Raw genomic sequence first — 22,781 nt, 5'->3', positions numbered from 1 at the left:
TTCAAAGGGCTATTTTATTTTGGTTTAATGCTATTTTAATCCAGGTGTTTGTATAAAATTTTGGCATTTATAATGGTATTGGCAATATTAATGGAATTATGATGAAAAATAATCTATTGTTGTGGCTGCTTTGATGCGAAAATTTAAATTTTTGGCGAAGCAGCAACTCACCTCATTCACCACAATTTTTTACATGAGAAAACAATACTCTGCTGCTGCATTGTTAATGCTCGGCACCCTGGCTGCTACCACGGCCAGCGCACAGGATGCCTCGCGCATCCAAACCAAAGTATTAGGCGATGACAACCAGCCCGTGCTGGTGCAGTTCAGCACCGCCGGCAAAACGGCCTTGCAGGGCCTGAGCGGCGACCAGGTGCTGCGCCAGCAGCTTGGCCTCGGCAATGCCGACCAGATGGTGCAGCGCAGCGCCGAAACCGACCAGCTCGGCTTCACCCACCAGAAATTTGCCCAATACTACCAGGGCATCCGCGTGGAGCACGCCGACTATACGGTGCACTCCAAAGCCGGCGCGGTGGAAAGCATCAGCGGCGACTACGAAAAGGTGCAGGGCCTGAGCATCACGCCTTCGTTGAATGAAACGGCTGCGCTGGCGCACGCCCTGGAGCATGTGGGAGCCCACAAGTATATGTGGCAGACCACCGACGCCGACGCCGCTTCGTTCCGGCCCACCGGCGAGCTGGTGATTGTGCGCGATGCCCGCGTGGAAAACGGCCCGCTGGTGCTGGCCTGGAAATTTAACATCTACGCCGCCGCGCCCATCAGCCGGGCGTATGTGTACGTGGATGCCCGCACCGGCGCGGTAGTGCTGCAGGACAACATCATCAAGCACGCGGCGGCTACCGGCACCTTTGCCACGGCCTACAGCGGCACCCGCTCCTTTGCCGACGGCACCACCACCGGCGGCTACTTCCTGCGCGAAGGCACCACCCGTGGCCAGGGCATCGAAACCTACAACTGCCGCAAGAGCAACAGCTACACCTCGGCCGTAGACTTCATCGACGCCGACAACAACTGGACGGCGGCTGAATACAACAACGCCAACTTCGACAACGTGGCCGGCGACGCCCACGTGGGCGCCCAGGCCACCTACGACTACTGGAAAAACGTGCACGGCCGCAACAGCTACGACAACGCCGGTGCCAAAATCAAGAGCTACGTGCACTTCGACGACGTGCCCGGCGGAGCCGGCTACGAAAACGCCTACTGGGACGGCGTGCGCATGACCTACGGCGACGGCGCTACCCGTTTCCGCCCCCTCACGTCGCTGGACGTGTGCGGCCACGAAATCGGCCACGCGGTGTGCGAGAAAACGGCCAACCTGACCTACGCCAACGAATCGGGCGCGATGAACGAAGGCCTGTCCGACATCTGGGGCGCCAGCATTGAGGCGTATGCCGTGGCTACTCTGGGCTTCACCTCGGGCGGCGTGAAGGCCAAATCGACCTGGCTCATTGGCGAGGAAATCGACAAGCAGCAGGCCGCTTTGCGCTCGATGAGCGACCCCAAGTCGTTGGGCCAGCCGGCTTACTATAAAGGCCAGTACTGGGCGCCGCTGTCGTCGTCGCCCTCCAATGCCAACGACCAGGGCGGCGTGCACACCAACTCGGGCGTGCTCAACCACTGGTTCTACATCCTGGCGGTGGGCAAGTCGGGCACCAACGAAGGCGGTGGCGTGTACAGCGTAACCGGCGTGGGCCTCGATGCGGCGGCCAAAATCACCTACCGCATGGAAAGCGTGTACATGACGGCCAGCTCCACCTACTCGCAGGCTCGGACCTACGCCATTCAGGCGGCCACGGACCTCTACGGGGCCGGCTCGGCCCAGGTCACGGCCGTAACCAATGCCTGGTTTGCCGTGGGCGTGGGCGCAGCGGCCGGTGGCGGCGGCGGTGGCACTGTTACGTATTGCACCAGCAATGGCAGCAGCGTAGCCTATGAGTACATCGACTACGTGGCCGTGGGCAGCCTGGCCCGCACCTCGGGAGCCGATGGCGGCTACTACAACGGTACGGCCCTGACGGCGCCCAGCCTCGCCGCCGGCGTTGCGCAGACCTTCACGGTGTCGGCCGGTTTCGTGAGCTCGGCCTACTCGGAGTATGTGAAAATGTACATCGACTACAACAAAAACGGTGTGTTCACCGATGCCGGGGAGCTGGTAGTGAATGCCGCTGCCAGCACCAGTGCCATCAACCGCTCCTTCAGCTTCACGGTGCCCACCACGGCCAAAAACGGCACCACCCGGATGCGCGTGGTGCTGAGCGACAACTCGGCCACCACCAGCTGCGGCACCTATAGCTACGGCGAAACCGAGGACTACACCGTGAACATCACCGGCGGCGCGGCCCTCACCGGCGGCACCACGGCCCTCACCGGCAACAGCTCGCCGAGCGAAGCCACCCGTACGCTGGCCATTTACCCCAACCCGGCCACCGACCGCCTCAACCTGGCGCTGGGTGATGCCGAAATCACTAGCGTGGTGGTGACAGACCTGCGCGGGGCCCGCGTCAGCGGCCTGCCCTATGCCAACGGTGTGCTCAGCATCGGCAGCCTGGCCAAGGGTATGTACACCCTGAGCGTGAGCGACGGGCAGCAGACGTTCCGCCAGCGCTTCGTGAAGGAATAACCGTCTTTCTGAGCTAGTGAATAAAAAGGCCCGTCAGCATTGCTGGCGGGCCTTTTTTACTGGAGGTTTGGTCGTCTCACTGCAATAAAGCGGCCCGTCATGCTTCGACTTCGCTCAGCATGACGGGCTGAAAAATACGGTATCCACTACTTCAGCTACTTCAGCGAGTATTCCACCTTCAGCATCAGGGTGCCGAAGCCGTCGTTGCTTTTGGAGGCTTCGCCGAGGCGCAGGCTGCTCACGTCGTCGAACTGGTCGGTGGTGGTGAAGTAGTAGTTGGCTTCGAGGTTGGCGCGGAGCTGGTCGGTGAGGCGCACGCCAATGCCGCCGCCCACCGGGGCCACGCCGGCCAGGGCGGGGTAGTCGTTGCGTTCGGGCGGCAGAAAGCCGGCGTAGTCGGTGTCGACACTGGTAGTGCCAACGTAGGAGTGAGGATTGTAGAGCAGCAGCCCCGCGCCCCCCTGCACAAACACCTGAAACACGGGCGCCTCGGCCATCGACGATGCAAAGACGGACTCATCGGGCAGCAAATCGAACCGGAAAAAGACCGTGCCCAGCCCGTTGGTGCTGATGAAGGCTAGGCCGCGCTCCTTGAGCTTGTCGCGCGCGCCCACCTTCACGTACGAAAACTCGCTGCCCAGGTGCAGGTGCGGCGTGAGGCGGTAGAGCACGCCCAGGCTCAGGGCCGGACCGAAGAAGTTGTCGCCGGGGCTGCTGCCCAGGTCGCCGTTGTAGAGCGCCGTGCCGCCGCCCAGCGTGAGGCGCAGCGGCCCCGCGTAGTAGGGGCGGCCCTGGCTGTTGTAGTGGCGCACGTGCCGCTGAAACTGCGCCTGGGCCGACTGCCCGCCAAATACGCCCGCCGCCAGGGCCCCCATAATCCACGTTCGAAACCGCATACAGAATGAATAAGCTAAAGAAAAGCCGCCTGCGTGGCCGCTAACGCGCCAGCTGCGAGGAATCGTCTACGGCGGATACTTATTTAAAGGTGCCCAGCGGGTCGGGCAGCTTGGCCAACAGGTCGCTGATGAGGTCGAAGTCGAGGCTGGTCACGCTGGCGTTCTGGCCTTTGTGCACGGCATCCCAGGCTTCGGCGTATTTCTCCTGGTAGTAGTAGCCCCGGGCCAGCTGCTGCCAGGCCACGGCGTTGGTGGGCTCCAGGGCAGTGGTTTTCTGGAGCAGCTCCATGCCGGTGCTGAGGTCTTTTTTCTTCTTGGTGAGGCCGTAGCGGATGAGGTAGCTGGTGCCCAGGTCGCTCATGAGCAGGGTGCTGCTGGGCGAGAGGGCCAGCCCCTTGGCGAGCAGGCCAATGGCGGCATCGGGCGTAGGCTGGGCACTGGCAATGATGCCCAGGCCCCGGTAGGCTTCGGCATTCCGGGGGTTGAGCAGCCAGGCCAGGTTGAAGCGGTAGGCGGCCGTATCGGGCTTGTTTTCGCGCAGGTAGTCGAAGCCCTTGGTGGTGAAGAACGTGCTGGCCTCGTCTGCCGAGGCGAAGCTGCCCGCAATGGCCTTGAGCCGGGCCTCGCCGAGCAGCTGCGTGGCCTGCGCCGGCGTGAGGCCCCCAAACAGCGGCTGAAGGCGGGCCGGCACCGGGGCGGCCGCGGTTGTGGGGGCCAGGCTGCCATCGGGGTTGGCGGCGGTGGCGTGGCCCTTGCGCTGGGCCTGGGCGGGGTGCGCGGCCAGCAGGCCCAACAGCAGCCCGGCCGCCAGCGCCTGCGAAATGGTTTTGAGCGAAGCGGAAATCAACACAGATACAGCAAAGAAATAAGTGAGGCCAACCACCTGCTAAAACGCGGCCGGCCGGGTAATTGGCAAAGATAAAGCCAGCCGCAGTAGTGCGGACTTTTCGTTCGCGTCCCCGTGCCGCCCGGGCGCGAGCCAAAAGTTCGCGCTGCTGCCGGCAAACTGCCGGGCCATGCCGGGCGTAGGTGGGGCAGGCGGCCAACCGTTGGCGGCCCCCGCCGGGTTCCGGATTTTTATGCGTCGTTTCCTTTTGCTGACTCCCGTGGCCGTGCTGCTGGCCGCCGTGGTGGTGGTGCTGGCCACCGAATATGCGATGGCCCGCCCCAGCCACCGTACCAAAGACCTGGCCTACGTGGCCGCCTCAACCTCCGATTTCGATAAGGAGCGTCACATTCTGGACGTGTATTCGCCCAAAAAAGCTGCGCCCAATGCGGCCGGCTACCCGGTGGTGCTGTTCATTCACGGCGGCAGCTGGACGAGCGGCAGCAAGAACCTCTACACCTTCATCGGCCGGCGGCTGGCCAGGCAGGGGGTGGTGGCCGTCATCATCAACTACCGCCTTGCCCCGCCCGTGCACGTGCCCGGGCAGGCCGCCGACTGTGCCCGCGCCCTGGCCTGGACGGTGAATAATATTCACCAATACGGCGGCGACCCGGCCCGCGTGTTTGTGATGGGCCACTCGGCCGGCGGCGGGCTGGCGGCCTTATTGGCGACGGATGATGAGCTGCTGGCCCGCAACGGCCTCCCGCAAAACCCCGTGCGCGGCGCTATCCTCGACGACCCCGCCGGGCTGGACATGTACAGCTACCTCCGGGAAATGAAGTACGAAAGCGACGAAAAGTATAAGGTGCCGTTCGGCAACGACCCGGCGGTATGGAAAGAGGTGTCGGCCATCTACAAGATTCGGCCGGGCCTGCCGCCGTTCGTCTTCTACATCGGCGGCGAAACCTACCCCAGCATCAGCGGCAGCTCCGGCCGCTTCCGCGACCGGCTGAAGGCCACCGGGCAGGCCCCGCCGTACACCATCATTCCCGGCCGCCACCACGTGCCCATGGTGCTGCAGCTGTACTGGCAGCACAATATTATTTATCAGGGCGTGCTGAAGCTGGTGGGCGCGTAAGAATTTCAACAGCAGCATGTCAGCCAGCGTGTGCACTCACAGCAGCTCCGGCAGCTGGGGCAGCAGCACGCGCCGCCGGGGCGGCTTGGCGGCGGCCACCACGGCCTGGGCCTGCAGCAGCGCCTCGGCGCTGGGCTGGTGCAGCACGCGGGCCGGGCCGGGCTGCGAGAGGTCGGCATCCCAGAGGCCGGACTGGTGCCACTGGTGCAGGTGGTCCCAGTCGGGCCGGTCGATGAGCGGGTAGATGCACACGCCCTGCAGCGGCAGGCCCTTGCGCAGCACCTGGGCGCACTCGTCGGCAATCATGCGCCACCAGATGGGGCGGTCCACCCCGGGGTGGCTGGTTTCGGTGATGGCGAAGGGGCGGCCGTAGCGCTGGTGGGCCTTGCGCAGCAGCTGGTGCAGCGGCACCCAGCGCGGGTCCATCACGGTGTCGTTCCAGCCCAGCTTCTGATAGGGGTGGAGCTGCCACTGGTTGTCGTAGTAGTAGTTGAAGCCCACAATGTCGAGCAGCTCGGGGCTGCCGCCCAGCTCGGGGCAGAGCCGGCCGCAGAGGATGTCGGTGGCCTGAAACTGGTTGTTGTGGGCGTCGCGGGCTTCGCGGCGGTGGCTGGCCCAGGGGTTGGGCGGCGGCACAATGCTGATGAGCGGCTCGGTGGTGAGCAGGCGAATGCCGGGGTCGGCCTCGCGTAGGGCGTAGCTGCCCTCGATGTAGGCGCGCATCAGGCCGTATTTCACGCGCCAGCCTTGGCCGTGGCAGTAGGGCGTGGTGCCGTTGGCATCGCCGCCCAGCCAGCTGATGAAGCTCACCTCGTTGATGGGCGTGACGATGAGCACGTCGTCGGGCCGTTCGGAACGATAGAAATCCACAAACGCGCGGCACAGCGCCGCGAAGCGCCGGGCAAACATGGGGTGCAGCGGCGTGAGGTCGTCGGGGTAGCCGAAGTGGCACAGGTCCCAGATTTGCTGCACGCCGTGGCGCCGGCCGGCGTCCAGCATCATTTTCACGGTGCTGAAATCGTAGTGGTAGGGCGTTTTCTCAATCATGGCCCAGCGAATGCCCTCGCGCACGGTGCCGATGTTGAACGGCTTTTGGGCGGCATAATCCTGGTCAATCAGCTGCAGGTGGCCGGTGAGGGGCAGGAAATCGACGCGGTTGCCGAAGGCGTTGAGCTGGTCGGTGCACTCATAGCCGCCCCACCAAAAGGACTGAAACGGGCTGGAATCGGGGGTAAGAATGGCCATAGGAAGGATGCTGCATAATGGGCAAATGCCCGCGCCTGCCGGTTGGGCGGGCGCGGGCATCGTATGGCTTAAACCGAAAAAACGCGGTCAGGGTTAAGGTCGGGCTTATTGTAGCGGCCAGGGCCGGGGCGGGGCTTGCCGTCGCCCGCCGTTTGTGCGACTTCCAGGGCGCTGTTCAACGACGGGCGGGGGCAAGCCCCGCACCCTACGCTCTAGCCGTCTGCACCAGGTTCTTGGCCTCGATGAAAATGCGCTGCACCTCGGGGTGCTCGGCCCGGATGGCGTCCTGCAAATGCTCGACGGCCGCCGCGACCTGCGTAGAATTCAGGTTGTCGGCAAAGTCCACGTCGAGGGCCATAATCACGTCGTTCGGCCCGAGGTACATGGTGAGGGGCGAGCGGATTTCGCGCACCTGCGGCTGGTCGCGGGCAATGCGCTCGAGGTTGGCCAGCGTGAGCGCATCGACGCCGGTGCCCACCAGCAGGCCCTTGGTGCGGCCCACCAGAAACACCGCCACCAGCATCAGCAGCAGGCCGATAACGATGGACGCCCCCCCGTCGAAATACGGGTTGTTCAGCAAGTGGCCCAGAAACACGCCCAGCCCGGCTACGGCCAGGCCCACCAGCGCGGCCAGGTTTTCCATCACCGAGGCAAACACGGCCGGGTCGCGGCTGGTGCGCAGCATCTTCACGAAGCCCACGTTGGCATCGGCCTGGGCCAGCAGGGCCTTCACCGAGAGGTAAAACGCAATGCCCTCAAACAGAAAGGACAGGCCCAGCACCACGTAGTTCCAGCCCGCGTCCTCGATGGGCTCGGGGTGCTGAATGTGCTTGATGCCCTCGTAGAACGACATGCCGCCGCCGATGGCGAAGATGAGCACGGCCACAATCAGGCCCCAGAAGTACAGCTCCTTGCTGTGCCCGAAGGGGTGCTCGGCATCGGGCGGGCGCTGGCTTTGGGCGGTGCCGTAGAGCAGCAGCCCGCTGTTGCCGGTGTCCACGAGCGAGTGAATGCCCTCCGACAGCATGGCCGACGAGCCGGTGAAATACGCTGCCACAAACTTGCTCACGGCAATGGCGACGTTGGCGGCAATGCCGCCATAAAGGGAAAGCTTGGATGCGTTGGCGTTGGCCATAAGGCGGGGATAGGAAATTATAGGGATTCAAAGAACGTCATGCCGAGCGCAGCCGAAGCATCTCTGCCGGGTAAGTAATTAGATTTACGCTTGCGGTAGAGATGCTTCGGCTGCGATTAGCATGACGTGCTGGCTTTTTGCCATTAAGCCGATACCGGCCGGCTCGACAGCGACTTGGCCTCCACAAAAATCCGTTTCATCTCGGGGTACTTGGCCCGGATATCATCCTGCAGCTTGTCGATGGCCTGCTCGATTTCCTCGGAAGTAAGATGATGAGCAAACTCCACATCAAGCGCCAGAATCACATCGGCCGGGCCGAGGTAGGAGGTGAGCGGCAGGCCCACCTGCTCGACATTGGGCTGGGCTTTCACCAGGGCTTCGATGGCATCCACGGTTTCGTCGTCGACGCCGGTGCCCACCAGCAGGCGCTTGGTTTTGTAGATGAGGAACAGCGCCACGCCCACCAGCAGCACGCCAATGGCAATGGACGCCGCGCCGTCGAGGTAAGGGTTGTTCAGCAAATGGCCGAAATACACGCCCAGCAGCGCAATGACCAGGCCCAGCAGCGCGGCCAGGTCTTCGAGCAGAATGGCAAACACCGACGGGTCCTTGCTCCGGCGCAGCGTGTCCCAGAAGCCGGCCTCGCCCCGGTCGGCATTGAACGCTTTGAAGGCCAGGAAACAGGAAATGCCCTCAAACAGCAGCGAGAGGCCCAGCACCCAGTAGTTCCAGGTGGGGTCGGAGAGGGGGGCGGGGTGCTTGAGGTGCTCGATGCCCTCGTAGAGCGACATGCCGCCTCCCACCGAAAACACCAGAATGGCCACAATCAGGGCCCAGAAGTACAGCTCCTTGCTGCGGCCGAAGGGGTGGCGCTTGTCGGCGGGCTTCTCGGCCTGGCGCACGCCGTGCAGGATGAGCAGGCCGTTGCCGCTGTCTACCAGCGAGTGAATGCCCTCCGAGAGCATGGCCGACGAGCCGGTGAAATACGCCGCCACGAACTTGCTCACGGCAATGGCGACATTGGCCCCGATGGCCCCGTAAATGGCGAATTTGGAAGACGAACCCGGTGAACTCATGCCGGGGCTTACGCGGCGGCGGCGGCCGGGGTTGGTGAAACGTAGCGCGGACTTTTAGTCCGCGAGTTGTTACAGTTCCTCTCGCGGACTAAAAGTCCGCGCTACTTTCGTCTCATGTCCGCACCTACTTTGCAGCGCCGCCTCGGCCTCGTTCAAGCCACCGCGCTTAATATGATTGACATGGTCGGAATCGGCCCCTTTGTCACCCTGCCGCTCGTGATGGGCTTTATGGGGCCGAATTTCCTGCTGGCCTGGCTGGTGGGCGCGGCCCTGGCTTCGGTCGATGGCCTCATCTGGAGCGAGCTGGGCGCGGCCTACCCCGAAGCCGGCGGCAGCTACCGCTTCCTCAAGCTGGCCTACGGCGAGCAGAAGTGGGGCCGCTACATGTCGTTTCTCTACGTGTGGCAGACGCTCATTCAGTCGCCGCTGGTGCTGGCCTCCGGCGCCATCGGCTTCGCCCAATACTTCGGCTACCTCGTGCCGATGACCGAGTGGTGGCAGCCCAAGGCCGTGGCTGGCACCGTAGTGCTGCTGCTCATCGTGCTGCTCTACCGCCGCATCGAGGACATTGGCAAGCTGGGCGTGGCCCTGTGGGTAGGCGTGCTGAGCCTGATGGGCTGGCTGATTTTCGGCGGCGTCACGCATCCCAACCACCACGTCGATGTTTTCCCCAGCGGCGGCTTCTCGGCCCTGCCGGGGCTGCTGATTTCGGCCGCTATGGGCCAGGCGGCTGTCAAAACCATCTATTCCTACCTCGGCTACTACAACGTGTGCCACCTCGGGGCCGAAATCAAAGGGCCGGAAAAGGTGATTCCGCGCAGCATTTTCCTGAGCATTCTGGGCATCGCGGCGCTCTACCTGCTGCTGAACTGGAGCGTGGGCACGGTCATTCCGTGGCAGGAAGTGAAGGCCTGGCAGGCCGGTGCCGGCGACAAGTCGCAGTTCATCATCAGCGTATTTATGGAGCGGCTGTATGGGCCCACGGCCGCTACCGTGGCCACGGGCATGGTGCTGCTGGTGGCGTTTGCCTCGCTGTTTGCGGTGCTGCTGGGCTACTCGCGCATCCCCTACGCGGCGGCGGCCGACGGCGAGTTTCTGCCCGTGTTCGGCAAGCTGCACCCCACCAAGCAGTTCCCCTACGTGTCGCTGCTGCTGCTGGGCGGCGTGGGCTTCGTGTTCAGCCTGCTGTTCCGGCTGGGCGAGGTGATTTCGGCCATTCTGGCCATGCGGATTCTGGTGCAGTTTGTGGGCCAGGCCGTGGGGCTGATGCTGCTCCGGCGGCGGCGCGGCACCAGCGCGCTGCCGTTCAAGATGCCGCTTTATCCGTTGCCCGTCATCCTGGCCATTGCGGTGTGGCTGTTCGTGTTCGTGGGCATCGCGCCGGCTGAGGTGACGTGGGGCGGCGTGCAGTTCAAACTCTATTTCCAACTCGCCGCCCTGGGCATGATGGCGCTGGGCACGGTGGCGTTCCTGCTCTGGAGCCGGAGCCTGAAGCGCTGGCCGTTTGAAAGCAAAGCAATCCAATCTTAGCATCCCCAGCCGCATGAGCATCCGCTGCCTGTTATCGTGCCTGCTTTTGTTGCAAAGCCTGGTTGGCTTTGCGCAGGTTGGCAAGCCGCTGCCGGCCGGCTACCTGCAATGGAGCGCCACCCGGCATCTGCAGGCCAGCGACTTCAAGCTGCGCATCCGGCCGCAAAACAACCTGAGCCAAAGCGTTGCCAATCTGGGCCTCGAAGTCAATGGCAACGTGTATGACCTGCTGGGCAAAAAGGCCAATCAGGTGGTGAAGAACGTGTTCAATCGTTCGGGCTCCTACCTCGATTCGGCCGACCAAACGGCCGTGGCGCTACAGCTGCGCTACCTGCAAACCCTGTGGGACATCAACGAGGTTGCGGCCCGCCGCCTGCGCCGGGAGTTGAAAGCCAATGCCAGACGCATGGTTTTAATTGGCCGACCCGACCTCAACGACCTCATCAGGAGTGCTTACGAAACGGCTCACGAGCGGCAAATTCAATACGCCGACGAAACAAAGTACGGCTTGTTCGTAGACAAGCAAGCCGCCTGGGAAAAACAGCTCACCGAAGAGCTCGCCGCCCTGGCCGCCTTTGCACTCCCCGACTAGCCCAGCCGCTTCTCGTAGCAGAAGAACCGCAGCCCCGGCCGAAACGCCAGCGTGATTTCGCCCGCAAACCGGTAGCCCAGCTTCGGAAACAGCCGCTGCGTGGCGGCATTCTCGGAGTTGGTATCTACGCGCAGCACTTTCAGGCCCAGCGCCACCGCTTGCCGTTCAGCCTCGGCCATCAACGCCAGCGCTACGCCCCGGCCCTGGGCGGCCGGGTCCACGGCCAGGCGGTGCGTCACGAGGGCCGGCGCGGTCACGTCCCAGTCGGCCTGGGCGTACTCTTCGTCCTGGTCCTGGGTGAGGGCGGCCACGCCGGCTACTGTCCCGTCCAGTTCCGCCACCCACAGCTGTTCGTGCCCGATATCGGCCAGAAAAACGGCCTCGTTCGGGTAGTCGGCTGACCACTGAAAATTGCCGCTGGCCTGCATCAGCGGCACCACCCGTCGCACCAGGGCCAGAATGGCCGGCACATCGGCCCGCGTGGCGCGGCGGGTGGTGGGCTTGCTCAAGTCCATTAGTAGCCCCGGCGCAAAACGGCCGCCGCCTCCTTGGCGAAGTAGGTCAGAATCGCATCAGCCCCGGCGCGCTTGATGCTCATGAGCACCTCCATCATGGTGCGCTCGCCATTAACCCAGCCGTTTTGGGCGGCGGCTTTTATCATGGCGTACTCGCCGCTCACGTTGTAGGCCGTCACGGGCAGGTGGGTGTGGTTTTTCACTTCCCGAATGATGTCGAGGTAGCTCAGGGCCGGCTTTATCATCACCATGTCGGCGCCTTCGGCCTCGTCCAGCGCCAGCTCGCGCAGGGCCTCCAGGCGGTTGGCGGGGTTCATCTGGTAGCTTTTCTTGTCGCCTTTCTTGGGAGCCGACGACAGCGCATCCCGAAACGGCCCGTAGAAGGCCGACGCGTACTTGGCCGTGTAGCTCATGATGCTGACGTGCTGGAAGCCGTTCTCGTCCAGCACCCGCCGAATCCAGGCCACGCGGCCGTCCATCATGTCGCTCGGCCCGATGATGTCGGCCCCGGCGCGGGCCTGGGCCAGGGCCATCTGGCCCAGCACTTCCAGGCTGGGGTCGTTGAGAATTTCGCCCGAATCGGGGTCCACCACGCCGTCGTGGCCGTCGGAGCTGTAGGGGTCCATGGCCACGTCGGTCATGAGGACGACCTCCGGAAACTGGCGCTTGATGTCGGCCACGGTTTTCAGGTAGAGGCCCTCCAGGTTGGTGCTCTCGCGGGCCATCGGGTCCTTCAGCACTTCGTTGATGTTGGGAAAGGGCGCGAAGGCTTTCACGCCCAGCTCCACGCACTGCCCGATTTCGTCCATCACCCGGTCGGCCGTGAAGCGCATGATGCCGGGCATCGACTTGATTTCCTCGGTCTGGTTCTGGCCTTCGGTGATGAAGATGGGGTAGATGAAATCGTGAGCGGTGAGGCGGGTTTCCTGCACCATGTCACGAATGACGGCAGACTTGCGGTTGCGGCGGGGGCGGTGGGTTGGGAGCATAAATTGGGAAACGTCAGGCCAGCGCCTGGGGCGAGCGAAATGATAAAACCAATTCCTAACAAGCGAAAACGCGCCGCAAAGTTCGCCCCAAAGCCCCAACTACCGCCCAAACGGGTCGATGTACGCCACCAGCACGGCCAGCGCCGCCAGCCCGCCCACAATTATCCAGCCCAGGCCGCCCCCGCTCAGAATCAGCCCGACGGCGGCAATGGGCAGCGCTATAAGGCCCAGCACGCCCAGCACCGTGGTGCCCAGCCCGGCCTCGGCCGTGGCGTGGGGCCGCTGGAGCAGCGCCCGCCGCGGCAGCAGCGCCGCGCGCCCGATTTTAGGCGCCAGAACGGCCTTCGCTATTGCTGCAACCCGGGCCGCCGACGCCTGCCGCCGGGCCTTGCGCTGCCCCCGCAGCTGCGGGGGCAGCGGCTGAGCGGCCGGAGCCCCTGCCACGGCGGTACCCACTGCGGCTGGGGTGGCCGCTGGGGCAGCCGTGGTTTCCACGCGCGCGGGCCGCTGCGGGGCTGGCTGAAACGAGAAGCCGGGCCGGCTGCTTTGGCAGCCACTCAGCAGGCCCAGAAAAACGACTAGTAACGACAGCGCCGCCGCAAAAAGTGACCGGGAACGAGTAGCAAAACGCATAAGGGAAGCCAAAAAGGTAATCTGAACTGTGCTCTACGAAGCTGCGCCGGTTTTCGCTATGCGCCGGCCAGCATTTCGGCGGCGCGCCAGCCGGTGCCCGCGCCCAGAGCCACGCCCATGCCGTTGCAGCGCACGGCGGCCAGCAGGCCCGGCCGCACCCAGTCGATAATCGGAGCCAACGCCGGCCCGAAGCCCATCACCCCGCTCCAGCGGTAGTCGATGCGCGGCGTCCGGCCGGGCACGATGACGTCGTGCAGCAGGTTTTCGAGGTAAGCCTGCACCGTGGGCGTGAGGCCGGGCTCGGTCGTTTCTTCCGCCGCGAAATCCAGGTTGCGGCCGCCGCCCAGCAAAATGCGGTGGTCGGGCAGCTGCCGGAAGTAGGCGTAGCCGTGGTCGTAATGAAACGTGCCGGGCAGCTGCACAGCCGGCAGCGGCGCGGTCACCAGCACCTGGCCGCGGCCGGGCGTCACGGCCAGCGCCGGCAGCAGCTCTTGGGCAAACGCATTGGTGGCCAGCAGCACCCGGCCGGCTTCCACGGTGGCCCCGTTGGCCAGCCGCAGCGCGTGGCCCCCGGCCGATGCTTCAAGGGTGTTCGCCGCGCAATTGGCGAGCACCGGCACGTCGGCCGCCCACACGCGGGCCAGCAGGGTGCGCATCATGCGCCCGGCATCGAGGCTACCTTCGTGCTCGTTTTTAAGCAAAGTGCCTACGCCGCCAAAGCCGAAGCGCTTCGCCTCCCCGCTTGCGTCCCGAAAGGTGCGGCCGTGGCCCACCACCGGCGCCAGCAGGGCGTTGAAGTAGTCGATTTTTGCCCGGCATTCGGCCGCCAGCGCGGATTCCTCGTGCCGGAAAAGCTCGTAGCCGCCCACCGGCTGGTAGTCCAGCGCGGCATCGCCCAGCAGCTCGCGCAGCCGGGCCAGCCCTTCGCAGCGGGCGGCCACCACGGCCTGCAAGTCGCCGCGCTTTTCCTGCTCAAGCAACTCCGAAACCGACCCGAAGCAGGCAAAGCCCGCATTCTTGGTCGATGCCCCACTGGGCAGCGCGCCGCGTTCCAGCACCACCACGCGCCAGCCGGGCCGGCGCTGCTTCAGGTACAGCGCCGCCGTGAGGCCCACCAGGCCTGCGCCGATGATGGCCACGTCGGCCGGGCCGAAGAAGGACTGGTGTTCCCAGTAAGAAAGATTGGGATGAGACATGAGACTATGAGAAGTGAGACGCGAGAAATGAGATTCTAGGAATCAGCTCTTTGCCGACAGTGCTCGCCTCAGTTCTCGTATCCCACCGTCCCATGTCTCCAATCAAAACGCCAGAATTACCTCCTCGATGATATCGCAGGCCGCGTGCAGCTGCTCCTCGGTAATCACCAGCGGCGGGGCAAAGCGGATGATGTCGCCGTGCGTGGGCTTGGCCAGCACGCCGTGCTCCATCAGGCTCACGCACACGTCCCAGGCCGTGCGGCCGTCTTCGGCGGGAATGATAACCACGGCGTTCAGAAGCCCTTTGCCGCGCACCAGGTCCACGGTTTCGGGGCGCCTGGCCTGCACCTGCCGCATCCGCTCGCGGAAGATTTCGCCCAGGCGGAACGCGTTTTCGGCCAGCTTTTCGTCCTGAATCACGTCCAGGGCGGCGCGCATCACGGCGCAGGCCAGCGGGTTGCCGCCGAAGGTGGAGCCGTGCTGCCCCGGCTGAATGGTGAGCATGATAATATCATTGGCCAGCACCGCCGACACCGGCAGCACGCCGCCGCTCAGGGCCTTGCCCAGAATGAGAATATCCGGGTCCACGCCTTCGTAGTCGCAGGCCAGCATGCGGCCCGTGCGGCCCAGCCCGGTCTGGATTTCATCGGCGATAAACAGCACGTTGTGCGCTTCACACACCGCCTTCGCCTTCTTCAGATACCCCTCCGATGGCACCATTACGCCCGCTTCGCCCTGAATGGGCTCGACCAGAAAGGCGCAGACGTGCGGCTCCTTCACGGCTGCTTCCAGTGCTTCCAGGTCATCGTACGGCACCACCTGGTAGCCCGGCATGTAGGGCCCGAAGCCGCCCGTGCTGTCGCCGTCGGTGCTGAAGGAAATGATGCCCGTGGTGCGCCCGTGGAAGTTGTGCTCGGCCACGATGATGCGGGCCATGTTTGGCGCAATGCCTTTTTCCTGGTAGCCCCACTTGCGGGCCAGCTTCAGGGCGGTTTCCACGGCTTCGGCCCCGGAGTTCATCAGCAGGGCTTTGTCGTAGCCAAACAGCTCGCAGAGCTGCTTTTCGGCCGCGCCCAGCTGGTCGTTGAAAAACGCCCGCGACGTGAGCGTGAGCTGCTGCGCCTGCCTGGTGAGCGCCCCGATAATGCGCGGGTGGCAATGCCCCTGGTTCACGGCCGAGTAGGCGGACAGGAAATCGTAGTAGTGCTTGTTGTCAACGTCCCACAGATGCACGCCTTCGCCTTTGGCCAGCACCACGGGCAGTGGATGGTAGTTGTGGGCACCGTATTGTTCTTCGAGCTGCATCAGCTGCGCGGCGCGGCTGCCGGTGGCAGTGGGGGAGGAGGACGTGTTCATAAGTCAGGTGGGAAAGTTGGTGAGCCCACGAAACTACGATTTTCCTGCCCGCAGGATGCCGCCCGCCTACCGAAACGGCATATTTTCCACCTGCTTCGACGTGTCGATGTAGCGGCCCACGTAGTTGCCTTCCTCCCGGCCGCTGGCCCGCAGCAGCGTCCAGTCCACCACCGCATTTTCGGGGAAGCTCACCGGCGTGGGCTCGGTTTTGGCATCGGCGTTGGCGGGCGGCAGCAGCAGGGCCTGCACCGTGTTGCCGTGCCAGCCCAGCACCCGCGCCGACGCCTGCCGGAAGCTGGTATCCGTCGAAATCACCCGCACCGACAGCAGAAACTGGTCACCGATGGGCAGGCCCGCCAGAAACTTCTTCTTCGCCTGGGGCAGCGTGCGCAGGGCCTCGCGCACGGGGTCGGCCAGCGCGGTTTCGTCGCGCGTGAGAGCCGGCCGCACGCCCGCCGGGGCCGTAGCCGCCGTGAGCACCACCGGCGCCGGCGCCTGGCCAATGGTGGGCAGCGCTAGCAATAAGGCCATTCCGGCCAACAGCGGCCGCGCGAAGAGAGTAGGCGTTTTCATAGAACAAATTGCAGATTGCAGTAGCAAGGTACGACCCGCTCCGCATTCAACGCGCCCGGTCATAACTTTGATTCACCAATGCCCGCTCCTGTTCCGCAACCGCTCCAACCCGGCGATTTTTACTACACGCCCGAAGGCTACCTCGTCTTTACCGAGCAGTACCACCTGCGCCGGGGCAGCTGTTGCGGCAGCGGCTGCCGGCACTGTCCCTGGAAATTTCGGCCCAAACCAGCCGCTCCGGGCGCTTCCGGCCAGAAATAAGCCGGGGTGTTTGGTGAATGCCAGACTTTTGCCGATATTTGCGGCCCGTTTCCCTGCTTTGTAACTATTTAACCCTCCGATATCATGGCCCGTGTTTGTGATTTGACCGGCAAGCGTACCCGCGTTGGCAACAACGTTTCGCACGCTAACAACAAGACCAAGCGCAAGTTCTATCCGAACCTGCAGAAAAAGCGCTTCTATGTGCCCGAGCAGGATGCTTGGGTGACGCTGAAAGTAGCAACCTCCACCATCCGCACCATCAACAAGAACGGCATCATGTCGGTCCTGAAGAAGGCCAAGGAGCAGGGCTTCATCGTTTACTAGAAACTGATTTTGCGGCAAGCCGTCGGCTGAAACAGCCGGTTGCGCGCCCCAAAGTGTCAAAGCCAGCGCCGGTACGCTTGCCTCTCAGGCAACTGTATCGGCGCTGGCTTTGTCTATTGGCGGCTAACTTGCACTATCGCCCATTTTTCTTGTAACGCCTGAATCCCATGCGGCCTCCACTACGCCCGTTATCACAGTTGCCGCGGTTGGTGCGGCCCGTTTCTCAGGTATTTATCGGCGGCTGGCTGCTGCTGGCCGGGTGCCCGGCCTTGGCCCAGACACCCGCCTCCATCCCCGAGCCGCTGGTGGAAAACCCGGCCCCCGCCCGGCCCACCGATTTTCTCACGCCCGCTTTCCACAAGCAGCGGCGCGAATTGCTGCGCGCCCAGCTGCCCGCCAACAGCGTGGCCGTGGTGTTTGCGGCCCCCGTGCGCAATCGCGCCAACGACGTGGACTACGTTTACCACCAGAATCCTGATTTTCATTACCTCACCGGCTACGAGGAGCCCGATGCCGTGCTGCTGCTCTTCAAGGAGCCGCGCACCGTGGGCGGCCAGCCGGGCGTGACGGAGGCGCTGTTTACCCAGCCGCGCGACCCGCGCCGCGAGCAGTGGACCGGCCGCCGCCTCGGCGCGGCCGGCGCCAAAGGCCAGCTGCAGCTGCAGTTCGCCGCCGATAACAAAGATTTCGAAGCCGCTGGCATCAGGTGGAGCGACTTCGATAAGGTGCTGTTCGACAACCTGCCCACCGACGTGCGCGACGACGCCCGCGACCCGGCCGACCTCTACAATCTGGTAAACACCTTCCGCCAGCAGGCCGGCCTGGCAGGCAACTACAACCCCACCATCTCGGAAGCCGAGAACATGACCCGCCGCTACGGCCTGCGCGATGGCAAAGGGGCCAATGCCTTCATCAGCGAAGCCATCAAGAAGAATCCGGCGCTGGGTGCCTCCCCGCTGCTAAAGGATTTCCTGGCTGCCACCACCGACGCCGGCCGCAAAGCCGCTATCGAAGCCCATCCGCCCGGTCGCCTCGACGACGCCACGCTCGGCGAAAAGCTCGACGGCCTCCGCGCCATCAAAACCCCCGAGGAGCTGGCCCTGCTGCGCCGCGCCATCCGCATCAGCGCCCAGGGCCAGCGCGAGGTGCTGAAGCTGCTGCGCCCCGACATGGGCGAAATGGAAGTACAGGGCCTGCACGAGTACGTGTACCGCCGCTACGGCGCGGAGTTCCAGGGCTACCCCAGCATCGTGGGCGGCGGCGCCAACGCCTGCATCCTGCACTACGAAACCGACGACCGCCAGCACCTCGACAACGACCTCGTGCTCATGGACTGCGGGGCCGAATACCACGGCTACTCGGCCGATGTGACGCGCACCGCGCCGCCCTCGGGCACGTTCAGCCCCGCCCAGCGCCAGATTTACGAGCTGGTGCTGGCCGCTCAGGAGGCCGGCTTCGCCGCCTGCAAGCCGGGCGCGGAGTTCAACGCTCCCAACAAAGCCACCCAGGAAGTGGTAGCCGCCGGCATGGTCAAGCTCGGCATCATCAAGAAGAAAGAAGATTTCCGCAAATACTACCCCCACGGGGCCAGCCACTACCTCGGCCTCGACGTGCACGACCGCGGCAGCTACGGCCCACTACAGGCCGGCAACGTCATCACCGTGGAGCCCGGCATCTACATCCCGGCCGGCTCGCCCTGCGACCCCAAGTGGTGGAATATTGGCGTGCGCATTGAAGACGATGCCCTCATCACGGCCACCGGCTACGAAAACCTTTCGGCCGAAGCACCCCGCACCGTGGCCGATATCGAAAAGCTCATGGCCGAGCCCAGCGCCCTGGAAGGCTTCAAGCTGCCGGAGCTGCGGTAGGCGGTGCCGATAGCGCAGGCTAAAGCTTATGCTGTTAGGCACTTTGCAGTTCCAAAAAATCCCCGTACCTTTGCAGTCCTAAATTTTAAAACATACACCCCCGTCGAGATGGCCAAGAAAGGAAACCGGGTGCAGGTTATCATGGAATGCACCGAGCATAAAAACTCGGGGATGCCGGGCACCTCGCGCTACATCACCACCAAGAACCGCAAGAATACCCCTGAGCGCATCGAGTTGAAGAAATTCAACCCCATCCTCAAGAAAATGACCGTTCACAAGGAAATTAAATAACCTGAACAATGGCTAAGAAAGTAGTTGCTACGCTGAAAACCACCGAGAACGCCAAGAACTGGGCGAAGGTGATTCGTGCCGTGAAATCGGAGAAGACCGGTGCCTACACCTTTAAGGAGGAAATGATTCTCCTCGACAAAGTGCAGGAGTACCTGGCTACCGGCAACAAATAAGTTGTCGGCCAGTTTCGGCTTTAGAAAGTTTAAAAAGTCCCACCTTCGTGGGACTTTTTTAGTTTATGCGGGTAAGAGGGTAGGGGGTTATGAAGACGCAAACCGTTGCCGCGCGGTGTGTGCTGACCTTGTGTAACTTCCGAACTCTTGCCCTCTTACCCTCACACCCTCCCCAATGGGCCTCTTCGATTTTTTTAAAAAGGACAAGGAAACCCCCGCCCAGCAAGCCTCGCTTGATGCCGGGCTGGAAAAAACCAAAACCAGCTTTTTCGAGCAGCTGAGCAAGGCCGTGGTGGGCAAGAGCACCGTGGACGAAGCCGTGCTCGATGACCTGGAAAGCCTGCTGGTGCACGCCGACGTGGGCATCGAAACCACCGTCAAGGTCATCGACCGCATCGAGGCCCGCGTGGCCCGCGACAAATACGTGAGCACCGGCGAGCTTGACCGCATCCTGCGCGAGGAAATTGCGGCCCTGCTGGAAGATAATAAATCCGGCTCGACGGCCGTGCTGGACAGCGCGGGCAGCACGGGCCAGCCCTACGTCATCATGGTAGTGGGCGTAAACGGGGTGGGCAAAACCACCACCATTGGCAAACTGGCCCACCGCTTTCACTCGGCCGGCAAGAAGGTGGTGCTCGGCGCCGCCGATACCTTCCGCGCTGCTGCCGTCGACCAGCTCATCATCTGGGGCGAGCGGGTGGGCGTGCCCGTGGTGAGCCACGGCATGAACACCGACCCCGCCTCGGTGGCCTTCGACGCCGTGAAAAAGGGCGTCGAAATGAATGCTGACGTGGTTATCATCGACACGGCCGGCCGCCTGCACAACAAGGTGAACCTGATGAACGAGCTGAGCAAAATCAAGCGGGTGATGCAGAAGATGATTCCCGACGCTCCGCACGAAGTGCTGCTGGTGCTCGACGGCAGCACCGGCCAGAACGCTTTCCTGCAAGCCAAGGAATTTACCAAAGCCACCGAAGTCACGGCCCTGGCCATTACCAAGCTAGATGGCACGGCGCGCGGCGGCGTAGTGATTGGCATCTCGGACCAGTTCAGCATCCCGGTGCGCTACATCGGGGTGGGAGAGAAGATGACCGACCTGCAGCTGTTTGACCGGCACACGTTCGTCAATTCATTGTTTAAGAAATAACAGGGCTCGGGTTTTCGTTATCGCGAAACCAAGCGCCGGCTTGCGGCGGTTCACAGGCAGCGTAGCCAGGCTGCTGCGCTACTATTTACCCAATTCTGGTTTGTATGCGTCGTTTCCTTTTGCCTATCGGCTTCTGTGCGTTGCTGGCTGCTGCAGCCTGCGGGTCGAAAAATGATGACCAGCCGCTTATTCCTTATGCTCCGGTAAATCTGAGCATTAACCTGACCAACCAGGAGTACGTGAATCTGCGCTCCCCCAACGGAGCCGTAACCTTGCCCGTGCAAGGCCCCGCTGGCGCTGGTGGCGTGAAGGGCGTGATTGTCGTGCGTCAGGCCGGCAACTCTTACCTGGCTTTTGAGCGCAACTGTCCGTACCGGCCTTATGACGCCTGCTCAACCGTGAGTCTGGACCGCAGTTCCCGGCTTTTTATGCGGGATTCATGCTGCAATTCGCAATTTGATTTACAGGGCCAAATTACCGGCGGGCCTACGTCACGTCCTCTAAAACAATATGCTACGAACCTGCAGGGTAATATTCTCAGCGTCACAAACTGATTGTGCGGTAAATTTTTTAAAAAAAACTTGCCGCGACCTTGTGCATCTCTGAAAAGCCGTTGTAGATTTGCACTCCGAAACAACAACAACCGGGTTTCGGACTAGAAAAAGCTTCCTTAGCTCAGCCGGTTAGAGCATCTGACTGTTAATCAGAGGGTCCCTGGTTCGAGCCCAGGAGGGAGCGCTACAACACCGCAATACCCGCCGAAACCCGGCGGGTATTCGCATTTCTAGCCCATCAGAGCGGTTTTCCAATTCAGCCCAAAACACTATTGGACGCTGTATCGGTACGGAAAGCGGTACGAAAACCGGTACGGGTACGGAGCGAAGCCAAAGTATGACAAGTCCACTCGGATTTAGAAACAAAATCAAAGTTCACTTTTATCCTCTCCGTGCCGAAGCTGACGCGCAAGGGTGGTGTGTTTTGCGCATCACGGCACGTTGGCATGGTGAAACGATGCATTTGCGAACCGGTGAACGGATTCTGCTCCAAAAGCCGGGTAAGAAGGGGGAGCCTGTATCGCTGTGGGACGGCAAGATGGACCGAGTAACGAATCAACATCCCGACTACCTAAATCTGAATGACCGGTTGAACGACTGGGAGCGAGATGTGCTGGCGGCCTTCGATACGCTGTGGGCCGCTGCTCCCTTTCAGAAGATTACGAAAGCAACGTTGTATCACCATCTTTTTCCGACAACTGAAGCAGGCCCCAGCTTGTCGGTGCAGACGTGGCGGCAGGTGCTGGAGCAATGGAAGGAGAAGAATCGGCACCTTGCCATCGACTCGCTGCGCAAGTATGACCAGATGGCCACGATGATGGAGGCGTGGCGGCCTGACTTACGACCCGCACAATTCAACGAAGATGTCGGGCAGGATTACTTGAACCATTTGCTCGACCAAGAGCTCAGCGATGCCGCGATTAAAGTTCATTTCACGGGTATCCGCAAGTGCCTAGAGAGGCTGGGCAGACCCACCGATGCCCAGTGGCTTCAATACTCGGCGAAGAATGCCCCTCAGCTGGACCTAGAGATTACGGAACTACGACGCTTAATTCAATGGAAACCTACAGCTGCGCATTTGGCTGAAGAGCGTGACCGGTGGTTGTTTCAATGCTTCAGCGGGCGTCGATACGAGGACCTGGAGAAATTCGAGGCTGACCGGCAACGGACTGTGCTCACCCTAGAGGACGGTCAGAAGGTGCCGGCGCTGTTGCACGTACAAGGAAAGACGGGTCTTGATGCGGCAGTACCCTTGCCACCCATCGCGGTAAAAATCGGCGAGCGGTGGGGCTGGAAATTCCCGGCCCGTCGGGAACAAGACCGAAATGAATGGATAAAGCAGGTTGCTAAGGAGGCTGGCCTCACCCGGGAATGGGATGACCGACGCATCAGCGGGGGTAAGGTGAAGCACAATTGGCGGCCCCTCTGGCAGGTTATCAGCAGCCACACAGCGCGGCATACGGCAGCGACGTTGTTGAAGCAGGTATCCAAAAATAACAAAGCATTAGCGAAGCTGGTACTTGGCCATGCGGAAGAAGACGTAACGGACCGTTATGCTAAGGATAAAGCCCGCTTACTTGCCCCTGCGGTTTTGGAGGCGTGGCAAGAGGTTCTGGGGGATTGGTATAGTTCAGTGCCGAATGAGTTAAAGTAAGTTGGGAGATGGGTGCTAGAATGGACTACGGCCTATATTTCTACTGCTAATCCTGCTTGCACATAGACCTTCTCCAACCGGATAATGTCTAGGAAGTGTTAACAGTCGCGCAGCCACAAGACAGTTGCGGCGAGGTGAATAAAGGCCAAAAAATGCGCATCGAGC

23 protein-coding genes and 1 tRNA gene are annotated in these 22,781 nt (G+C 62.5%); 13 read left to right on the top strand and 11 right to left on the bottom strand.

Annotated features, from left to right (window positions below; translation table 11 throughout):
- Positions 1-226: 226 nt before the first annotated feature.
- Positions 227-2,644, top strand: coding sequence for a M4 family metallopeptidase (locus ACYVHT_RS17930; RefSeq protein WP_460555063.1), 2,418 nt, complete (start codon positions 227-229; stop codon positions 2,642-2,644).
- 155 nt (positions 2,645-2,799) lie between these two features.
- Here the strand turns inward: ACYVHT_RS17930 and ACYVHT_RS17925 are convergent, their stop codons facing one another.
- A complete protein-coding gene (locus ACYVHT_RS17925) occupies positions 2,800-3,540 on the bottom strand; it encodes a hypothetical protein (RefSeq protein WP_460555060.1) in 741 nt (246 codons plus the stop codon).
- A 79-nt stretch (positions 3,541-3,619) separates the two neighbouring features.
- Positions 3,620-4,390, bottom strand: a complete 771-nt coding sequence (locus tag ACYVHT_RS17920; RefSeq protein ID WP_460555057.1) for a hypothetical protein — start codon at positions 4,388-4,390, stop codon at positions 3,620-3,622.
- Positions 4,391-4,619: 229 nt separating this feature from the next.
- Here ACYVHT_RS17920 and ACYVHT_RS17915 point away from each other — a divergent pair, with 229 nt between their 5' ends.
- Positions 4,620-5,504, top strand: a complete 885-nt coding sequence (locus tag ACYVHT_RS17915) for an alpha/beta hydrolase (protein ID WP_460555054.1) — start codon at positions 4,620-4,622, stop codon at positions 5,502-5,504.
- A 36-nt stretch (positions 5,505-5,540) separates the two neighbouring features.
- On the opposite strand, the gene ACYVHT_RS17910 is transcribed toward ACYVHT_RS17915, so the two are convergent.
- From ACYVHT_RS17910 to ACYVHT_RS17900, 3 genes are all read right to left on the bottom strand, one after another.
- Entirely contained in the window at positions 5,541-6,749 is a 1,209-nt protein-coding gene (locus tag ACYVHT_RS17910; RefSeq protein WP_460555051.1) for an amine oxidase, read from the bottom strand.
- Between the two features lie 205 nt (positions 6,750-6,954).
- A complete protein-coding gene (locus ACYVHT_RS17905) occupies positions 6,955-7,884 on the bottom strand; it encodes a cation diffusion facilitator family transporter (protein ID WP_460555048.1) in 930 nt (309 codons plus the stop codon).
- A 143-nt stretch (positions 7,885-8,027) separates the two neighbouring features.
- Positions 8,028-8,960 carry a cation diffusion facilitator family transporter gene (locus ACYVHT_RS17900; protein WP_460555045.1) on the bottom strand — a complete coding sequence of 311 codons (933 nt, stop codon included), beginning with the start codon at positions 8,958-8,960 and terminating at the stop codon, positions 8,028-8,030.
- 114 nt (positions 8,961-9,074) lie between these two features.
- Between ACYVHT_RS17900 and ACYVHT_RS17895 the strand changes: the two genes are divergently transcribed.
- Both ACYVHT_RS17895 and ACYVHT_RS17890 read left to right on the top strand, forming a co-directional pair.
- Complete coding sequence (locus tag ACYVHT_RS17895) at positions 9,075-10,490, top strand: APC family permease (protein WP_460555042.1); 1,416 nt, start codon at positions 9,075-9,077, stop codon at positions 10,488-10,490.
- Positions 10,491-10,503: 13 nt separating this feature from the next.
- The gene (locus ACYVHT_RS17890; protein WP_460555040.1) at positions 10,504-11,082 is read left to right on the top strand and encodes a hypothetical protein; all 579 of its coding nucleotides are present in this window, start codon (positions 10,504-10,506) and stop codon (positions 11,080-11,082) included.
- Here the strand turns inward: ACYVHT_RS17890 and ACYVHT_RS17885 are convergent.
- The 6 genes from ACYVHT_RS17885 to ACYVHT_RS17860 all read right to left on the bottom strand — a co-directional run bounded on the left by ACYVHT_RS17885 (position 11,079) and on the right by ACYVHT_RS17860 (position 16,344).
- Positions 11,079-11,597: a GNAT family N-acetyltransferase gene (locus ACYVHT_RS17885; RefSeq protein ID WP_460555038.1), complete on the bottom strand. Its 519-nt coding sequence runs from the start codon at positions 11,595-11,597 to the stop codon at positions 11,079-11,081. The two genes, ACYVHT_RS17890 and ACYVHT_RS17885, sit on opposite strands and share 4 nt — an antisense overlap.
- On the bottom strand, positions 11,597-12,586 hold the full coding sequence (hemB, locus tag ACYVHT_RS17880; RefSeq protein WP_460555035.1) for a porphobilinogen synthase: 990 nt from the start codon (positions 12,584-12,586) through the stop codon (positions 11,597-11,599). Before hemB ends, ACYVHT_RS17885 begins: the two co-directional genes overlap by 1 nt.
- 99 nt (positions 12,587-12,685) lie before the next feature.
- A complete protein-coding gene (locus ACYVHT_RS17875) occupies positions 12,686-13,219 on the bottom strand; it encodes a hypothetical protein (protein WP_460555032.1) in 534 nt (177 codons plus the stop codon).
- Positions 13,220-13,275: 56 nt separating this feature from the next.
- The gene (locus ACYVHT_RS17870; protein ID WP_460555029.1) at positions 13,276-14,415 is read right to left on the bottom strand and encodes an NAD(P)/FAD-dependent oxidoreductase; all 1,140 of its coding nucleotides are present in this window, start codon (positions 14,413-14,415) and stop codon (positions 13,276-13,278) included.
- Between the two features lie 102 nt (positions 14,416-14,517).
- Positions 14,518-15,771, bottom strand: coding sequence for a PLP-dependent aminotransferase family protein (gene rocD / locus ACYVHT_RS17865; RefSeq protein WP_460555026.1), 1,254 nt, complete (start codon positions 15,769-15,771; stop codon positions 14,518-14,520).
- Between the two features lie 66 nt (positions 15,772-15,837).
- Positions 15,838-16,344 carry a hypothetical protein gene (locus ACYVHT_RS17860; protein ID WP_460555023.1) on the bottom strand — a complete coding sequence of 169 codons (507 nt, stop codon included), beginning with the start codon at positions 16,342-16,344 and terminating at the stop codon, positions 15,838-15,840.
- A gap of 78 nt (positions 16,345-16,422) precedes the next feature.
- Between ACYVHT_RS17860 and ACYVHT_RS17855 the strand changes: the two genes are divergently transcribed.
- The 9 genes from ACYVHT_RS17855 (at position 16,423) to ACYVHT_RS17815 (ending at position 22,616) form a co-directional block, all read left to right on the top strand.
- Positions 16,423-16,605, top strand: a complete 183-nt coding sequence (locus ACYVHT_RS17855; RefSeq protein ID WP_460555020.1) for a DUF5522 domain-containing protein — start codon at positions 16,423-16,425, stop codon at positions 16,603-16,605.
- Positions 16,606-16,689: 84 nt separating this feature from the next.
- Positions 16,690-16,929, top strand: coding sequence for a large ribosomal subunit protein bL28 (rpmB, locus tag ACYVHT_RS17850; protein ID WP_460555017.1), 240 nt, complete (start codon positions 16,690-16,692; stop codon positions 16,927-16,929).
- 209 nt (positions 16,930-17,138) lie between these two features.
- Positions 17,139-18,797 carry an aminopeptidase P N-terminal domain-containing protein gene (locus ACYVHT_RS17845; protein WP_460555014.1) on the top strand — a complete coding sequence of 553 codons (1,659 nt, stop codon included), beginning with the start codon at positions 17,139-17,141 and terminating at the stop codon, positions 18,795-18,797.
- A 108-nt stretch (positions 18,798-18,905) separates the two neighbouring features.
- On the top strand, positions 18,906-19,088 hold the full coding sequence (gene rpmG, locus ACYVHT_RS17840) for a 50S ribosomal protein L33 (RefSeq protein ID WP_046245291.1): 183 nt from the start codon (positions 18,906-18,908) through the stop codon (positions 19,086-19,088).
- Between the two features lie 8 nt (positions 19,089-19,096).
- A complete protein-coding gene (locus tag ACYVHT_RS17835) occupies positions 19,097-19,261 on the top strand; it encodes a DUF4295 domain-containing protein (RefSeq protein WP_201985134.1) in 165 nt (54 codons plus the stop codon).
- A 175-nt stretch (positions 19,262-19,436) separates the two neighbouring features.
- The gene (ftsY, locus tag ACYVHT_RS17830) at positions 19,437-20,408 is read left to right on the top strand and encodes a signal recognition particle-docking protein FtsY (protein ID WP_460555009.1); all 972 of its coding nucleotides are present in this window, start codon (positions 19,437-19,439) and stop codon (positions 20,406-20,408) included.
- Positions 20,409-20,512: 104 nt separating this feature from the next.
- The gene (locus tag ACYVHT_RS17825) at positions 20,513-20,962 is read left to right on the top strand and encodes a Rieske (2Fe-2S) protein (protein ID WP_460555005.1); all 450 of its coding nucleotides are present in this window, start codon (positions 20,513-20,515) and stop codon (positions 20,960-20,962) included.
- 110 nt (positions 20,963-21,072) lie between these two features.
- Positions 21,073-21,146: transfer RNA gene (locus ACYVHT_RS17820), tRNA-Asn, on the top strand.
- A gap of 153 nt (positions 21,147-21,299) precedes the next feature.
- Positions 21,300-22,616: a site-specific integrase gene (locus ACYVHT_RS17815; RefSeq protein ID WP_460555002.1), complete on the top strand. Its 1,317-nt coding sequence runs from the start codon at positions 21,300-21,302 to the stop codon at positions 22,614-22,616.
- Positions 22,617-22,781: the final 165 nt, after the last annotated feature.

The sequence above is a fragment of the Hymenobacter daeguensis genome (genome assembly GCF_054780555.1).
Note: the sequence above shows the minus strand (reverse complement) of the source record. Positions and strands in the feature narration are given on the sequence as shown.

Bases quoted from the DNA above. Each gene is read 5' to 3' on its own strand.
- ACYVHT_RS17890 (WP_460555040.1), top strand. From the start codon at position 10,504: ATGAGCATCCGCTGCCTGTTATCGTGCCTGCTTTTGTTGCAAAGCCTG.
- rpmB (WP_460555017.1), top strand. From the start codon at position 16,690: ATGGCCCGTGTTTGTGATTTGACCGGCAAGCGTACCCGCGTTGGCAAC.
- ACYVHT_RS17930 (WP_460555063.1), top strand. From the start codon at position 227: ATGCTCGGCACCCTGGCTGCTACCACGGCCAGCGCACAGGATGCCTCG.
- ACYVHT_RS17815 (WP_460555002.1), top strand. From the start codon at position 21,300: ATGACAAGTCCACTCGGATTTAGAAACAAAATCAAAGTTCACTTTTAT.
- ftsY (WP_460555009.1), top strand. From the start codon at position 19,437: ATGGGCCTCTTCGATTTTTTTAAAAAGGACAAGGAAACCCCCGCCCAG.
- ACYVHT_RS17910 (WP_460555051.1), bottom strand. From the start codon at position 6,749: ATGGCCATTCTTACCCCCGATTCCAGCCCGTTTCAGTCCTTTTGGTGG.
- ACYVHT_RS17825 (WP_460555005.1), top strand. From the start codon at position 20,513: ATGCGTCGTTTCCTTTTGCCTATCGGCTTCTGTGCGTTGCTGGCTGCT.
- ACYVHT_RS17900 (WP_460555045.1), bottom strand. From the start codon at position 8,960: ATGAGTTCACCGGGTTCGTCTTCCAAATTCGCCATTTACGGGGCCATC.
- rocD (WP_460555026.1), bottom strand. From the start codon at position 15,771: ATGAACACGTCCTCCTCCCCCACTGCCACCGGCAGCCGCGCCGCGCAG.
- ACYVHT_RS17860 (WP_460555023.1), bottom strand. From the start codon at position 16,344: ATGAAAACGCCTACTCTCTTCGCGCGGCCGCTGTTGGCCGGAATGGCC.
- ACYVHT_RS17855 (WP_460555020.1), top strand. From the start codon at position 16,423: ATGCCCGCTCCTGTTCCGCAACCGCTCCAACCCGGCGATTTTTACTAC.
- ACYVHT_RS17895 (WP_460555042.1), top strand. From the start codon at position 9,075: ATGTCCGCACCTACTTTGCAGCGCCGCCTCGGCCTCGTTCAAGCCACC.
- ACYVHT_RS17885 (WP_460555038.1), bottom strand. From the start codon at position 11,597: ATGGACTTGAGCAAGCCCACCACCCGCCGCGCCACGCGGGCCGATGTG.
- ACYVHT_RS17905 (WP_460555048.1), bottom strand. From the start codon at position 7,884: ATGGCCAACGCCAACGCATCCAAGCTTTCCCTTTATGGCGGCATTGCC.
- hemB (WP_460555035.1), bottom strand. From the start codon at position 12,586: ATGCTCCCAACCCACCGCCCCCGCCGCAACCGCAAGTCTGCCGTCATT.
- ACYVHT_RS17915 (WP_460555054.1), top strand. From the start codon at position 4,620: ATGCGTCGTTTCCTTTTGCTGACTCCCGTGGCCGTGCTGCTGGCCGCC.
- ACYVHT_RS17870 (WP_460555029.1), bottom strand. From the start codon at position 14,415: ATGTCTCATCCCAATCTTTCTTACTGGGAACACCAGTCCTTCTTCGGC.
- ACYVHT_RS17835 (WP_201985134.1), top strand. From the start codon at position 19,097: ATGGCTAAGAAAGTAGTTGCTACGCTGAAAACCACCGAGAACGCCAAG.
- rpmG (WP_046245291.1), top strand. From the start codon at position 18,906: ATGGCCAAGAAAGGAAACCGGGTGCAGGTTATCATGGAATGCACCGAG.
- ACYVHT_RS17875 (WP_460555032.1), bottom strand. From the start codon at position 13,219: ATGCGTTTTGCTACTCGTTCCCGGTCACTTTTTGCGGCGGCGCTGTCG.
- ACYVHT_RS17925 (WP_460555060.1), bottom strand. From the start codon at position 3,540: ATGCGGTTTCGAACGTGGATTATGGGGGCCCTGGCGGCGGGCGTATTT.